The 13,227-nt window shown below is 49.0% G+C and carries 16 protein-coding genes; 9 read left to right on the top strand and 7 right to left on the bottom strand.

The window, feature by feature from the left end; translation table 11 throughout:
• Positions 1–34: 34 nt before the first annotated feature.
• The 3 genes from BFP76_RS03955 to BFP76_RS03945 form a co-directional block, all read right to left on the bottom strand.
• On the bottom strand, positions 35–550 hold the full coding sequence (locus BFP76_RS03955) for a GNAT family N-acetyltransferase (RefSeq protein WP_099591856.1): 516 nt from the start codon (positions 548–550) through the stop codon (positions 35–37).
• Positions 547–2,052 (bottom strand): signal recognition particle protein, encoded by a 1,506-nt coding sequence (gene ffh / locus BFP76_RS03950; RefSeq protein WP_099591855.1) that lies wholly within the window; start codon positions 2,050–2,052, stop codon positions 547–549. Before ffh ends, BFP76_RS03955 begins: the two co-directional genes overlap by 4 nt.
• Positions 2,053–2,294: 242 nt before the next feature.
• The gene (locus BFP76_RS03945; protein ID WP_099591854.1) at positions 2,295–2,879 is read right to left on the bottom strand and encodes an FMN-dependent NADH-azoreductase; all 585 of its coding nucleotides are present in this window, start codon (positions 2,877–2,879) and stop codon (positions 2,295–2,297) included.
• A gap of 174 nt (positions 2,880–3,053) precedes the next feature.
• Here BFP76_RS03945 and BFP76_RS03940 point away from each other — a divergent pair, with 174 nt between their 5' ends.
• The 3 genes from BFP76_RS03940 (at position 3,054) to BFP76_RS03930 (ending at position 5,272) form a co-directional block, all read left to right on the top strand.
• Positions 3,054–3,746: a hypothetical protein gene (locus BFP76_RS03940; protein ID WP_099591853.1), complete on the top strand. Its 693-nt coding sequence runs from the start codon at positions 3,054–3,056 to the stop codon at positions 3,744–3,746.
• 26 nt (positions 3,747–3,772) lie between these two features.
• Complete coding sequence (locus tag BFP76_RS03935) at positions 3,773–4,654, top strand: DMT family transporter (RefSeq protein ID WP_099591852.1); 882 nt, start codon at positions 3,773–3,775, stop codon at positions 4,652–4,654.
• Between the two features lie 111 nt (positions 4,655–4,765).
• Positions 4,766–5,272 carry a hypothetical protein gene (locus BFP76_RS03930; protein ID WP_133117384.1) on the top strand — a complete coding sequence of 169 codons (507 nt, stop codon included), beginning with the start codon at positions 4,766–4,768 and terminating at the stop codon, positions 5,270–5,272.
• A 5-nt stretch (positions 5,273–5,277) separates the two neighbouring features.
• Here BFP76_RS03930 and BFP76_RS03925 read toward each other — a convergent pair whose 3' ends face one another.
• Both BFP76_RS03925 and BFP76_RS03920 read right to left on the bottom strand, forming a co-directional pair.
• On the bottom strand, positions 5,278–6,540 hold the full coding sequence (locus BFP76_RS03925; RefSeq protein ID WP_165775658.1) for a DUF3131 domain-containing protein: 1,263 nt from the start codon (positions 6,538–6,540) through the stop codon (positions 5,278–5,280).
• 159 nt (positions 6,541–6,699) lie between these two features.
• The gene (locus BFP76_RS03920; protein ID WP_099591849.1) at positions 6,700–7,032 is read right to left on the bottom strand and encodes an ArsR/SmtB family transcription factor; all 333 of its coding nucleotides are present in this window, start codon (positions 7,030–7,032) and stop codon (positions 6,700–6,702) included.
• 97 nt (positions 7,033–7,129) lie between these two features.
• Here BFP76_RS03920 and BFP76_RS03915 point away from each other — a divergent pair, with 97 nt between their 5' ends.
• From BFP76_RS03915 to BFP76_RS03905, 3 genes are all read left to right on the top strand, one after another.
• Positions 7,130–8,152, top strand: coding sequence for an adenosine deaminase (locus BFP76_RS03915; protein WP_099591848.1), 1,023 nt, complete (start codon positions 7,130–7,132; stop codon positions 8,150–8,152).
• A 144-nt stretch (positions 8,153–8,296) separates the two neighbouring features.
• Positions 8,297–9,325, top strand: coding sequence for a fatty acid desaturase (locus BFP76_RS03910; RefSeq protein ID WP_240513973.1), 1,029 nt, complete (start codon positions 8,297–8,299; stop codon positions 9,323–9,325).
• 24 nt (positions 9,326–9,349) lie between these two features.
• On the top strand, positions 9,350–10,573 hold the full coding sequence (locus BFP76_RS03905) for an SAM-dependent methyltransferase (protein ID WP_099591847.1): 1,224 nt from the start codon (positions 9,350–9,352) through the stop codon (positions 10,571–10,573).
• Here BFP76_RS03905 and BFP76_RS03900 read toward each other — a convergent pair.
• Together BFP76_RS03900 and BFP76_RS03895 are read right to left on the bottom strand one after the other, a co-directional pair.
• Positions 10,555–11,064, bottom strand: a complete 510-nt coding sequence (locus BFP76_RS03900) for a PaaI family thioesterase (protein ID WP_099591846.1) — start codon at positions 11,062–11,064, stop codon at positions 10,555–10,557. The two genes, BFP76_RS03905 and BFP76_RS03900, sit on opposite strands and share 19 nt — an antisense overlap.
• On the bottom strand, positions 11,061–11,492 hold the full coding sequence (locus BFP76_RS03895; RefSeq protein ID WP_099591845.1) for a PaaI family thioesterase: 432 nt from the start codon (positions 11,490–11,492) through the stop codon (positions 11,061–11,063). Before BFP76_RS03895 ends, BFP76_RS03900 begins: the two co-directional genes overlap by 4 nt.
• Before the next feature lie 275 nt (positions 11,493–11,767).
• Here BFP76_RS03895 and BFP76_RS03890 point away from each other — a divergent pair, with 275 nt between their 5' ends.
• From BFP76_RS03890 to BFP76_RS03880, 3 genes are all read left to right on the top strand, one after another.
• Positions 11,768–12,121 (top strand): AtpZ/AtpI family protein, encoded by a 354-nt coding sequence (locus BFP76_RS03890; protein WP_099591844.1) that lies wholly within the window; start codon positions 11,768–11,770, stop codon positions 12,119–12,121.
• A gap of 72 nt (positions 12,122–12,193) precedes the next feature.
• A complete protein-coding gene (locus BFP76_RS03885) occupies positions 12,194–12,904 on the top strand; it encodes a F0F1 ATP synthase subunit A (RefSeq protein ID WP_099591939.1) in 711 nt (236 codons plus the stop codon).
• A gap of 45 nt (positions 12,905–12,949) precedes the next feature.
• Positions 12,950–13,186 (top strand): F0F1 ATP synthase subunit C, encoded by a 237-nt coding sequence (locus BFP76_RS03880; RefSeq protein ID WP_099591843.1) that lies wholly within the window; start codon positions 12,950–12,952, stop codon positions 13,184–13,186.
• The last annotated feature ends 41 nt before the right edge of the window (positions 13,187–13,227 follow it).

Below are 13,227 nucleotides of genomic sequence, written 5' to 3'. Positions count from 1 at the left end.
ACATGGCGGACATCCGTATGACAAGCGGGGGACATCATGCCGCCACCTGTTTTGGGTTTGGATGGCGGAAAACCTGACACGGTTTGCCATTTGGTGTGGCTGCAAGCGTATCAATTTCAGCGCCCAAGCGACGTGCCAAGGCGGCAGAACGATCAACGCCATGCCCAACATATGAAACAGCCGTATCCCAGCCCAACACATCAAATGCAAAATCGCGGGTTGCGGCGGCGGCCTCATAAGCGATGCCTTTACCCTCTGACTGACCCCAAACCATCCATGCCAATTCGGTTTCCGGCCAATCGGCAGGATACCATGGCCCGATCAGGCCAAGTGCAGTGTCATTGCCACGTTCAGTGACGGCAAACATACCGTAACCACGGATTTGCCAATGGCCGATTTCAGCGGCGAATGTACGAAACGCTTTGCCCAGATCATGTGGGCCGCCAATGCCAACGGCACGGTCAGACATGGCAAATGGCTGGAATTGATCCCAGTCTTTGGCCACGGGTGCACGCAAAATCAGGCGTTCGGTTTCGATGACGTGGCTCATTTTTTCTTACCAAATCCAGACAGGCCGGGGGGCAGTTGTAGACCGCCGCCCAAACCGGGCAAGCCACCACCCATTTTTTTCGCTGCTTCTTGCAATTGTTTTTCGTCGATGTCGCCCATATCGGGCATGCCACCGGGCACTTGCGGGCCTTTGCCAAACATGCCGTTCATGGCCTGTTTCATCATTCCGCCTTTGCCCATTTTACCCATCTTTTTCATCATGTCGCCCATTTGGCGCTGCATTTTCAAAAGACGGTTTAAATCGGACACGTCTTGGCCCGCACCCTTGGCCACGCGTTTTTTACGGCTGGCCTGCATGATTTGGGGATTGGCGCGTTCCATTTTGGTCATGGATTGGATCAACGCGATTTGGCGTTTGATCATTTTGTCGTCAAAACCCGCGTCTTCGATTTTGCCAGCCATTTTTTTCATGCCCGGCATCATGCCCATGACGCCTTCCATGCCGCCCATTTTTTGCATTTGTTCAAGCTGGCTTTTCAAATCGTTCATGTTGAATTGGCCCTTTTTGAACCGTTTCATCATGCGTTCGGCTTGTTCAGCCTCGATTGTTTCTTGGGCCTTTTCCACCAGCGATACGATATCGCCCATGCCCAAAATGCGCCCAGCGATACGTTCTGGGTGGAATTCTTCCAGTGCATCCATTTTTTCGCCAAGACCGACGAATTTAATGGGTTTGCCTGTGACATAGCGCATGGACAATGCCGCACCGCCACGACCATCGCCATCCATACGGGTCAGGGCCACGCCTGAAATACCGATACGTTCGTCAAAATTTTCCGCCGTATGCACGGCGTCTTGACCGGTGAGGCCATCAACCACCAACATGGTTTCGCGCGGTGTCGCCACATCGCGCACGGCTTCGACCTCTGCCATCAATTCATCATCTATCGACAAACGCCCAGCGGTATCGAGCATGTAAACATCGTAACCGCCAAGGGTTGCCTGTTGTTTTGCTCGTTTTGCGATTGCGACCGCGTTTTCGCCCTTGATGATTGGCAGGGTGTCAACGCCGATTTGTCCACCCAAAATCGCCAATTGTTCCATCGCCGCGGGGCGGTTGGTGTCAAGCGACGCCATCAGAACCTTTTTCTTGTTCTTTTCTTTCAGGCGTTTTGCCAATTTGGCGGTGGTCGTGGTTTTACCAGATCCTTGCAAACCGACCATCAGAATCGGTGCAGGTGGGGAATCAATTTTTAATTCGCCCGCATTTGCATCGTCGCCCGCCAGAAAATGCACCAATTCGTCGTGAACGATTTTCACGACCTGTTGGCCCGGTGTCACGGATTTTGTCACCGCTTGGCCAGTGGCCTTTTCTTGGATGGCCTTAATAAATTCGCGTGCAACGGGCAGTGAAACGTCCGCCTCGAGCAGTGCAACGCGCACCTCGCGCAGGGCAACAGAGACATCTTCGTCAGACAAAGCGCCTTGTTTTGTTAGCTTATCAAAGACGCCAGATAGGCGGTCGGATAAATTCTCGAACATCTCGCTGGCCCTTTCAGCCGTGGGGCGCACCCCGTTTCAACATCACAAAGGCCAAACGCAAAATGCACCAGTGGGCGATACTCGCTGACTGGTGGCGATCTTTGGGAGTGACCCATAAGACCAGAAGCATTGGCACTTCTTTGAATTTGAGGGGTGTTTAGGGGTGAATTTGCACAGAGTCAAGGCGTGCAAATGGGAATATATCAGGCCCGCAAAGGGGTATGCGGGCCTGATGTGCGACGCTAGGCAGCGGCGTCGATTTCTGCGTTGGCAGCGGCGATTGCGCCATCGCTATCCATTGCAAGACCTGTTGCGCCGATGATTTGAACATCAGTGATACCCACAAAGCCCAGAACAGTTTTCAATAACGGTGTTGCATGATCAACAGGTGCACCGATTGGCACGCCACCAGATGCAACCAAGATGATCGCACGTTTACCAGTGAGCAAACCCTCTGGCCCGTTTTCGGTGTATTGGAATGTTTTGCCAACACGTGCGATCAGGTCGATCCAAGTTTTAAGCGCGGCAGGAATGCCAAAGTTATAGATCGGCGTGCTGATCACGATGGTATCGGCATCTTGCAATTCGCCAACCAATGTATCGGATTGCGCCAAGATTTGTTTTTGTTCATCTGTGCGATCATCCGCAGGTGTGAAATTGGCGTTGATCCAATCTTCGCTGACGATTGACAGGTCTTTGGTTGTATCGCGTTGCACGATTGTGTCGCCATTGGCGGAAATTTTGCCAATCAGACGATCGGCCATTTGGCGTGATACGGATGTTTCGGTGCGGCTTGATGCGCTAATATTCAGAATTGTTTTGGTCATTGTATTATCCTTTCAGGTTAGGACAAAGCTATGATTGTTCGCGTTTGGATTAAACCAATTCTTGGGAAAATCACTGTTGCGCAAACGGAAACAAAACCGCGTGTAATGTTGTAAATACCACTGGCTCTTTGGTCATGATTTGCGTAGTTTTGGCAGCAAAGGATTGGATATTTCATGGCGCGAAAATGTGTTGGACTTGGATTGGGATTGATGCTTTTGGCGGGGTGTACCACGCCAGAGGCGCGAAAATTGCAGCTTTCGCCAAGTGGATTGAAACCGGGGATCACGGCCGCGCAATTTGATACGCGCCAAAGCGTGCCCAACAAATATCACGTGACCTATGATTTTAAATCCAGCGTGCCAGAGGAATCTGGCCTGTATGAATTTACCTATCATCCGCGCGAAGGCGGGCATCGCATCGCAGGTTTTATTCTGGTTGATCCACCAGAGGATATCGACCCGCAAGATTTGCAAAATATGGCGGTGCAAATGCAAGCCACCGAATTTTTGCAAGATGGTAAAATAAAACTGCCCTTTAACGTGGCACTGGATGAACGATTTCAAGGGCTGAATGTATCTGGGATTACCAAGGTCAGATATGAACCACACGATTGTTCATCGACACTGGGCGAATGCAAATTCACCCGCATCAAAGGAAACAAACGCGAAAAACGTGTTTCGGTTTTGTCTGAAAACGGCGGCATTTGGCACCGCATTGAAACGGTGGTTCGGCCAATGGCCGGCGAAGACGAGTTGGAAGTGGAAACATATTTCACACTCGACAAATATGGCGTTGTGCAGGACAGTAAAATTTGGCGGCGTACAAAATCTGGCGAAGAATTAAATACAGCGACGCGATTGAAATAATAATTTTCTAGGGACATTTTTCACAAATGACTTTCTCCCCATTTGCGCGCGGCCATTTGGCGATGCTTTTGTTTTCGTTTTTGGTCGCCGGGTCGTTTAGCTTTGGCACACGAATTGCGCATCTGATGGAACCCGCGGCGATGATGGCGGTGCGGTTTGTGATTTCTGGCATATTAGTGGGCGCGCTGGCGCATTTCACGGTGGGATTTCGGCGTATCCATTGGCGGGCACCTTGGCGTTATATCTTGCTGGGGGGGCTGTTTGCGATCTATTTCGCGCTGATGTTCGAAGGATTGAAAACCGCTGCACCTGTATCCGCATCAGCAGTGTTTACATTAACCCCGATCATGAGCGCGGGGTTTGGTTTTTTGTTTTTGGGGCAAATCACCACGCGTTGGATGTGGCTTTCATTGCTGATCGGTGGCATTGGCGCGTTATGGGTGATTTTTGGCGGTAGCTTGGCGGCCATTGCACGATTTGATATCGGGCGCGGTGAAATGATTTATTTCATCGGCTGTATCGCACATGCCGCATATACCCCCTTGGTGCGCAAATTAAACCGTGGAGAGCCAACGGTTGTTTTCACATTTGGCATGATTGTTGCAGCCGCGATTATTTTGGGCGCAATTGGCGCACCTGATTTGGCGTCCACGCAATGGGCGGCATTGCCAACATATTTTTGGGGGGGACTGTTTTATCTGGCGGTATGTGCCAGTGCGATGACATTTATGTTGCTGCAATATGCATCGCTGCAACTGCCATCGGCGAATGTTATGGCTTACACATATTTAACCCCAAGCTGGGTAATATTGTGGGAGTTGTATATCACCAAGGCAACACCCGATATTGGTGTATTGATTGGCGTTTTTGCAACTATCGTTGCGTTATTTATGCTGTTACGCCGCTAAATTCGTGGTGCGAGCAATTAATTTGGGCTATGGCTCAAGAAAAATGGGGGCAAAATGAACCGTTTTATCACAATTACAGTGTTGAGCGCCGTGTCATTGACAGGGTGTAGTATGTTTGGACCAAAAGAGCGCGCCATGCCAGATACGGCTGGTTTGATGCCTGGTGTTACATCCACCACTTATGCACATAATCCGCGCCGCGCAGAAACAAATACAAACCTGTATTTGATCAGCGAAGAAAAGCCAAAGCCATTGTTCAACGCGTTTTTCGCAACAACTGAAACACCCGTTCCATCAACACCTGTTGACGCGTTGTCATTTGGTGATCCGGTTTTGGTGCAGTTGCAAAATGGCAAATGCCATATGAAATTGGGGCAATGTAAAACATCGCTCAAGGTTGGTGATGACTATATACCTGTGTTGGTACAAACAGGGCATCAAAATGGTTTGTGGTATCAAACCCTGCGCCATGACAAGGAACGTTTCCCGTATCATTCATATTCTGTGATGTCGCAAACCGTTTTTACCGCCGATGAAACGGGTTTGGTGATTGATCTGAACAGCATCGATTATTCAAAGCGTAAACCAGTCACGCGCACCATGCGCCGCGTAGAATAATTCGTTTATTTTTGCTGATAAAGAGGCCCGAACGCTCTGTAATGCAGGGCCTCTAATATCACGGCATTGGTATTCAGCGTTAAAATTTCATTGGGTTGCATGGTTGATTCAAACAATCCTGCATACCAACCGTTTGGTGTTTGTAAACCTTGCACCGCATTGATCAATTCAATCGTATAAGGGTGATCCGTGATTGCCCACCAACCAAAACTGGCCTTGGTTGATAACCCGCGTTTATCTGAAACATCCTTGCGCCGCGCGGTGACACTTACAAATGGTTCGTGGTCTGTGAGGATGGTGTTATAGGCAAAATAAGGCGGCCCCTTGATATGATCTTCGCTGAGCGATGTTAAAATCCCCGTTTGTTTATGACGAAACATCTGGGCGCGAAACACCGCCCATGCCACATCTAATGTTTCTGGGCGCCAGCCATATTCCAACACTTCCAATAAAAACGGTTCGGATGTTGTGACGGCCGAAACGCCATGGGTGGATTTTGTGCGCGCATCGGCGGGCAGGCGTATATCGAAATATTGTTGCCATCGCAAAATGGGCGCGAATTGATATGCCTTTTGCACCGGCAGCCCCAGTAACATGCCTGTATGCGCCGCATATTGTTCATAACCAATGCGCCCCTCCTGGACATGGCGTTTATGCTTGCGATGTAAAATCGCCATGCCTTGAAACCGCCCATGCGCAGTTAGGCGTTTTAAATCCCAACGATCGACGATTTTTTGTGCCAATGGGAAAAATTCGGGAAAATTTTGTGTAATCACCATCAAGCCCGACATCAAACGCATGATATCCAAGGCCGAATAGCCAATGCCATTTGGCGTTGGTTTGTTGGCATAATCGGTCATCGCGAGCGATTGAATATTATAGGCCTTGTTGGGCAATGCGGATTGAAACAATTGCAATTTTGTGAGGCTGTTCAAAACCTTGAATATGCGTTGTTCGGCATCGGTGCGTGAAATCACACCCAATCGATGTGCCGATGCAATTGCCAATAAATACCCGCCCTGATCCCACATCGTCATGGATTGAAATTTTTGCACCGATGGCACCAACCCCGTTTCAGGGTCAGTGTTTTTTTCAAAAAACCGCCATGCGGTGCGGGCAAATTCAAATTCAATTTTGTTCAATGGGTGCGGGCGATATTGGCGCGGATCGGGCGCTGGCATATCAAAATAGTTTTGCAATTTCTGCCCCGATACAAATTGTGGACTGGGTTGAATTCCGATGATAACGGAATTTGAATGGGGTTCCATGCCGATTGTGCAGTGCCCTGTTTCGCCAAGGCACAGCACATGGCAAGCATTGCAATGCCGATGTCGAATAATCTGAAAATGCCGCAACCCCATGTGAATTTTCACTGGATGTAGCGCAAAATCGCTAGCACGATGTTAATTTTGGCGTTTCAATTTGAACTAACTCGCGTCCGATTTGATGGTTTGTTCCAAATAAGCCTCGAAAAATTCAAGGTTCACATTTTCAAACTGACCAAAACTTTCCATCCAGATCGCGGCGTCTTTCATCGCCAGTGGCTCCAGTTTGCACCATTTCACGCGCCCACGTTTTTCTTGGGCAATTAATCCTGCGCGGGTCAGGATTTGCAGATGTTTTGATATGGCGGCGAGCGACATATCAAACGGTTCGGCCACATCAGTGACGGCCATGTCATCTTCCAGCAGCATCACAAGGATTTCGCGCCGCGTTGGATCGGCAAGGGCTGCAAAAACATGATCAAGTGTATGTGACATAATTTTCCCTAGCGGTTTAGGCCAGATAAGGTCAACCATTGGGTTGAATTTCGTGCCAAACGGGCGCATCCTTGGGTGTGGAAAAAGGAATGGATATATGACGCTTCACAGCTTGATCGACGTATTGCCAAAGGCAGAATTACACTTGCATATCGAGGGTACGTTAGAGCCTGAAATGATGTTGGCGCTTGCGAAACGAAATGGTGTGGAATTGCCGTATAATTCAGTGGCAGAGGTTCAAGCCGCATATGAATTCGATTGTCTGCAAGATTTTTTGGATGTCTATTATCAGGGCATGTCGGTGCTGATAAACGAGCGTGATTTTTATGATCTGACCATGGCCTATTTGGAAAAGGTGCACGGCCAAGGTGTGCGTCACGTTGAAATCTTTTTCGACCCGCAGGCGCATATGGAACGCGGTGTTGCGTTTGAAACTGTTCTGGGTGGCATTTCATCTGCGCTGGAAACAGCAGGGCGCGAAATGGATATGACGTCGAAATTGATCATGTGTTTTCTGCGCCATCTGGATGAAGAAGATGCGTTTGGTGCGCTGAATTGTGCGTGCAAGCACAAGGAACATATTTACGCGGTGGGTTTGGATAGTTCCGAGGCGGGCCGCCCCCCTGAATTATTCAGCCGCGTATTTGCAAAGGCACGTGCACAAGGGTTCAAGGCCGTGGCGCATGCTGGCGAAGAAGGCCCTGCGGCCTATATCGAAACGGCACTTGATGATTTGAAAGTGTCGCGTGTTGATCACGGCAATCGCGCATTTGAAAACCCCGCACTTGTGGCACGAATGGCGGCGGAACAAATGCCCCTGACCATGTGCCCTTTGTCCAATTTACGGCTAAAGGGGATTACTGATTTAAAAGAGCATCCGATTAAAAAGGCATTGAATGCGGGATTGTTGGCCACGGTGAATTCCGATGACCCGTCATATTTTGGCGGATATGTGAATGAAAACTACAAACAAGTTGCGGATGCGGTTGGGTTAACGGGCGAAGATATCGTAACCCTTGCGAAAAATTCATTCAAAGCATCGTTTCAATCGCCCAGCGAAAAACAAGCGTATTTGGACAAGGTCGATACTCAATTGCGCAGCTGGCAGCGCCGCCAATAGTGTGAAAACCCTGCAAATCTGCGTACAATTGCGGCAAAAGAAAGGTTTTTTGCCCGATATGGCGCGTGGCGTGCACTAAACGCTAGGCAGTTGGGGCGCGATAGTTTAACGACGTGGCGTAACGAAAATAATACGGGCGTCACAATGAAAGATATGGATTCGGCAGTATTGCCAGAAACTGGCGACATGTCGGCCAAGGATTGGATGCGGGTTTTGGCGAAATACCGTCAACCCAACATGACCCGAAGCATTTTCGAGGTTTTCGTCACATTCGCTCCGTTTGTCGGGCTTTGGGTTTTAGCGTGGTGGACCACGTTTTATAGCCTATGGCTTACTGCGGGTGTGTGTTTGGTCGCGGGCGGGTTTTTGGTGCGTTTGTTCATGTTGCAACATGATTGCGGACATGGATCGTTATTTTCAAACAAGCTTGCTAATGATTGGGTTGGACGCGTGATTGGGGTGTTTACCCTGACACCCTATGACGTTTGGCGTCGTAGCCATTCAATTCACCACGGCGCATCGGGCAATTTGGAAAAACGCGGAACCGGCGACATTCATACAATGACGGTCGAAGAATACCGCGCAAGTTCGACAATGGGCAAAATAATGTATCGCCTGTATCGCCACCCGATCACGTTGTTTTTCATCGGACCAATCTATGTGTTTGGTTTCGAAAACCGTTTGCCGTTTGGTTATTTCAAAGATGGGATCAAATATTGGATCAGCGCAATGGGAACCAACGCAGGGATCGTCGCCGTTTCCGCCATTTTGATTTATTTCATGGGGTTCAAGGCGTTTGCATTTGTGTTCTGTCTGTCCACATTTTTTGCCGCTGCAATGGGTATTTGGCTGTTTTACGTTCAGCATCAATTCGAAGAAACCCATTGGGATCAACCCGAAGATTGGGATGTGCATGACGCCGCCCTTTACGGCAGCTCGCATTACGTTTTACCAGGACCGCTGCGTTGGATGACAGGCAATATCGGTGTGCACCATGTGCATCATTTATATGCGCGTATTCCATTTTATCGCCTGTCCGAAGTGATTAAAGATCATCCCGTTTTGGCGGAAATGAAACGTCTGACATTGTGGGAAAGCTTTTCTTGTGTAAACCTACATCTATGGGATGAAAAATCGCGCCGTATGGTGCGATTTGCAGAGGCGCGGATTTAAACATCGCGCCCAAACGGGTGTGATATGTGGACGGCTTTATTCAAACAAATGCTGGGTAAAATGATCCAGCGTGGCCAGTTGGAAATCAATCTGGCCGATGGACAAAAATGCGCATTTGGTGATGGGTCTGGCGAAGTTGTGTCATTGACATTTCACGATCCCGCATTGCCGCGCAAAATCATTCAAAACCCCGATTTGGCGGTGGGTGAGGCCTATACAGATGGGCGTCTGACCATCGCGAATGATGATCTTTATGGTTTTGTCGCGCTTGCCATTCGCAATATTGCGCGCAATTCGGGGCGCTTTGCCAATAGCACGATTTGGTGGCAACGCCCGTTGGTTGGGATACGTAAATCATTGCGCCGTTTGCAACAGCGTAATATTTTGGGCCGCGCCCAAGAAAACGTCGCACATCATTATGATTTATCAGAGGATCTGTATCGCCTGTTTCTGGATGAAGATCTGCAATATTCATGCGGATATTTCAGAACCCCAGATGACAGTTTGGAAATGGCGCAGGTTCAGAAAAAAGCACATATCGCAGCCAAGCTTGATTTATCCCCAGAACAACGGGTGTTGGATATCGGCTGTGGTTGGGGTGGGATGGCATTAACGCTGGCGCGTGATTATGGGGTGAATGTTGTTGGTGTAACCTTGTCACGTGAACAGCATCGCGTTGCTTGCCAGCGGGCCAAGGATATGGGGCTGGACGGGCAGGTAGAATTTCGTCTGATGGATTATCGCGATTTAGATGAACCATTTGATCGCATCGTTTCGGTGGGCATGTTTGAACATGTGGGCGTGCCCCATTATGGCGAATATTTTGCAAAAATTCGCAAGTTGTTGGTCAGCGACGGGATTGCATTGGTGCATACAATCGGGCGCGCAGGGCCGCCCAATGCGACCAGCAAATGGATTTTGAAATATATCTTTCCGGGTGGATATGTCCCCGCCATGTCAGAGGCGTTAACCGCCATCGAAAACGAAAATCTGATCACCACAGATATTGAAATATGGCGTTTGCATTATGCCGAAACAATCCGCCATTGGCGCGAACAGTTCGAGGCAAATATAGATGCCGCAACGCATATGTATGACGCCGATTTTTGCCGCATGTGGCGTTATTATCTGGCCATATCAGAGGCAAGTTTTCGCAATGATCGCCAAGTGGTGTTTCAATTCCAACTGAGCAAGGATTTAAACAGTCTGCCGATCACGCGTGATTATCTCTATGATCGCGTCTCGTAGGGCATTAAAAAATGCCCTGTGGCCTGTGCGAATAACACTTCGCGTCGATCCTGCCATGCTTCGACATGAACGGATGCATAACGCCGCCCAGATCGGTTAACCGTGGCGCGGGCATAGGCATCGCGCGGCAATCCTGGACGCAGATAATCAATTGTCAGGTCAATGGTCTTGGGCAAGGGGGGCAATGCGCCACCTTCAAGGTTTTCCAAATCGAGTTCATTTGCCTCCATTGCGTCCCAAATATTTTTCCATGCTAAGGTGATGATCGCAGCACTTTCCAAAAATGATGCAGTGCCACCGCCGTGTAATCGTTGAACCACTGGGTTGCCAATCAGCTTGGGGTCAAAATTCATGACGGCGGTTAATTCATTGCCGCGCCGATCAAATGTGATGCCCATGAATTTCAAAAACGGTACGCGTTCGACAAAGCCACTCAGCACCGCATCGCGGCGGCGTTTGACATCTTGCACGGGTTCGATTTGTTCAATCATGATGTTTTCTTTTTCTTGGTGAATACAAATGCGCCTGTCGCTTGGGCGATGGGGCGCTCGCGATCATCTGTCCATGCGGTGGCACGCAAAAACGCGACGCTGCGGGTTGCGTGATATACCTCTGCATGAGCGGTGATTGTTTTGTTTGGGGCAGCTGGGCGCATGTAATCAATGCGCAGATCAATTGTTGCCGTATGGCCCTTGTTTTCGGGATGCATATAAACGGCTAGCCCGCTGGCGCTGTCCATCAATGCGGAAACAGCGCCACCGTGGATAACACCAGTTGTTGGATCGCCAATCAATTCGTTGGAATAGGGCATTGTTAATGTGGCCTCTCCATCGTTCACATCTGTGACCTCCATCCCCAATGCCTGACACAAAGGAAGGTTTTGCGTAAATGCTTGTTGTGCTGCGTTTGGTTTGACCATGTGAATTGCCTGCGTTGTTTTGGATAACCTAGAACGAAGAAATCAAACTGTCACCCCTTGGAACGCAAAGTCATCTTCAACCGAATGGTTGAATAAACAAATGCGTGAACGAAATTGTGATGACGTTAGGTGCGCACATGTCGCAGTTTGTAATTATTGTTTAAAAACAATCCATTAAGGCAAAATTGAATGATTGACTCTGACAGGGTTAATTTCTATTTTCCGCGCAACTGTCCACCAAGGGCAACTTAACGCCAGAATCAGGAGGCAGACATATGTCAGATGGCCCCGATAAATCGCGTTTGGATGCACTGGAAGGTCGGCTTGAAACGTTACGCGAAGGGAAGACCCCAAAGCCGCGCGAAGAAAGCCACTATAGCCAAGCGCAAGCAGGCTGGCGGATGGTGACGGAGCTGGTAACGGGTTTGTTGCTCGGTTTCGGGATCGGATACGGATTGGATGTTCTGTTTGGAACTCTGCCTGTGTTGATGATCATATTTACAATGCTGGGGTTTATTGCCGGTGTGCGCACAATGATGCGAACCGCGCAAGAAATCCAAGACAAGAAGATGCAGTCGGACGCCCCCGTGGCCCCCGCTGGCAAAGACGAGATGTACGACGACGATTAATCGTTGTTGTCAAACAAAAGGAAAAGACGCGTGGCCGAAGCAGAATCAAGCACAGGTTTCAACATCCATCCAATGGATCAATTCCAAATCAAACCTTTGTTTGGTGCGGGTGAAATTCACTGGTACACGCCAACAAACGTCACATTGTGGATGTTGATTGCGGTTGTTGTTGCAACTGTTTTGTTGGTTTTGGGTACACGCGGTCGTGCCGTTATCCCATCACGTAGCCAGTCCATCGCGGAAATGATGTATGGTTTCGTTTATAAAATGGTTGAAGATGTGACGGGCAAAGAGGGACTGAAATATTTCCCTTATATCTTTACGCTGTTTATCTTTATCTTGTTGGCCAACTTCTTGGGCTTGATCCCAGGTTCTTTCACAACAACATCACATATCGCGGTTACTGCCGTATTGGCGCTGGGCGTGTTTTTGGGCGTAACAATTTTGGGCTTTGTGAAAAACGGTACAAAATTCTTGGGTCTGTTCTGGGTTTCATCCGCTCCATTGGCATTGCGCCCTGTGTTGGCCGTGATCGAAATCATTTCATATTTCGTGCGCCCCGTAAGCCATTCCATTCGTTTGGCAGGTAACGTGATGGCCGGCCACGCCGTGATCAAAGTGTTTGCTGGTTTTGCTGGCGCATTGGGAGTGTTTTCAATCTTCCCAATTATTTCAATTACAGCTGTGTATGGGTTGGAGGTACTTGTTGCCGCGATCCAAGCATATGTTTTCACCATTCTAACTTGTGTGTACCTCAACGATGCGCTGCATCCGAGCCACTAAAGTTTGAACACTAATCTTACGTATTCCATCAAAAGGAGAATCTCAATGGAAGGTAATATCGCAGAAATGGGTCAATTCATCGGTGCTGGCTTGGCTTGTATCGGCATGGGTGGCGCAGGTATCGGTGTGGGTACAGTTGCAGGGAACTTCCTGTCAGGTGCTCTTCGCAACCCAGCAGCAGCTGGTGCGCAAACTGCAACATTGTTCATCGGCATCGCGTTTGCTGAGGCTTTGGGTATCTTCTCATTCTTGGTAGCATTGCTATTGATGTTTGCTGTTTAAGCAAACTGTTTGCTTAAACAAGCAAACCGATTGATTGAGCT

It is taken from the genome of Paramylibacter kogurei (assembly GCF_002742285.1).
Lineage (GTDB): Bacteria > Pseudomonadota > Alphaproteobacteria > Rhodobacterales > Rhodobacteraceae > Amylibacter > Amylibacter kogurei.
The sequence above is the reverse complement of the archived record's forward strand: the minus strand, read 5'-3'. Positions and strand labels throughout refer to the sequence as shown.

Bases quoted from the DNA above. Each gene is read 5' to 3' on its own strand.
- BFP76_RS03955 (WP_099591856.1), bottom strand. From the start codon at position 550: ATGAGCCACGTCATCGAAACCGAACGCCTGATTTTGCGTGCACCCGTG.
- ffh (WP_099591855.1), bottom strand. From the start codon at position 2,052: ATGTTCGAGAATTTATCCGACCGCCTATCTGGCGTCTTTGATAAGCTA.
- BFP76_RS03945 (WP_099591854.1), bottom strand. From the start codon at position 2,879: ATGACCAAAACAATTCTGAATATTAGCGCATCAAGCCGCACCGAAACA.
- BFP76_RS03940 (WP_099591853.1), top strand. From the start codon at position 3,054: ATGGCGCGAAAATGTGTTGGACTTGGATTGGGATTGATGCTTTTGGCG.
- BFP76_RS03935 (WP_099591852.1), top strand. From the start codon at position 3,773: ATGACTTTCTCCCCATTTGCGCGCGGCCATTTGGCGATGCTTTTGTTT.
- BFP76_RS03930 (WP_133117384.1), top strand. From the start codon at position 4,766: ATGTTTGGACCAAAAGAGCGCGCCATGCCAGATACGGCTGGTTTGATG.
- BFP76_RS03925 (WP_165775658.1), bottom strand. From the start codon at position 6,540: ATGGAACCCCATTCAAATTCCGTTATCATCGGAATTCAACCCAGTCCA.
- BFP76_RS03920 (WP_099591849.1), bottom strand. From the start codon at position 7,032: ATGTCACATACACTTGATCATGTTTTTGCAGCCCTTGCCGATCCAACG.
- BFP76_RS03915 (WP_099591848.1), top strand. From the start codon at position 7,130: ATGACGCTTCACAGCTTGATCGACGTATTGCCAAAGGCAGAATTACAC.
- BFP76_RS03910 (WP_240513973.1), top strand. From the start codon at position 8,297: ATGAAAGATATGGATTCGGCAGTATTGCCAGAAACTGGCGACATGTCG.
- BFP76_RS03905 (WP_099591847.1), top strand. From the start codon at position 9,350: ATGTGGACGGCTTTATTCAAACAAATGCTGGGTAAAATGATCCAGCGT.
- BFP76_RS03900 (WP_099591846.1), bottom strand. From the start codon at position 11,064: ATGATTGAACAAATCGAACCCGTGCAAGATGTCAAACGCCGCCGCGAT.
- BFP76_RS03895 (WP_099591845.1), bottom strand. From the start codon at position 11,492: ATGGTCAAACCAAACGCAGCACAACAAGCATTTACGCAAAACCTTCCT.
- BFP76_RS03890 (WP_099591844.1), top strand. From the start codon at position 11,768: ATGTCAGATGGCCCCGATAAATCGCGTTTGGATGCACTGGAAGGTCGG.
- BFP76_RS03885 (WP_099591939.1), top strand. From the start codon at position 12,194: ATGGATCAATTCCAAATCAAACCTTTGTTTGGTGCGGGTGAAATTCAC.
- BFP76_RS03880 (WP_099591843.1), top strand. From the start codon at position 12,950: ATGGAAGGTAATATCGCAGAAATGGGTCAATTCATCGGTGCTGGCTTG.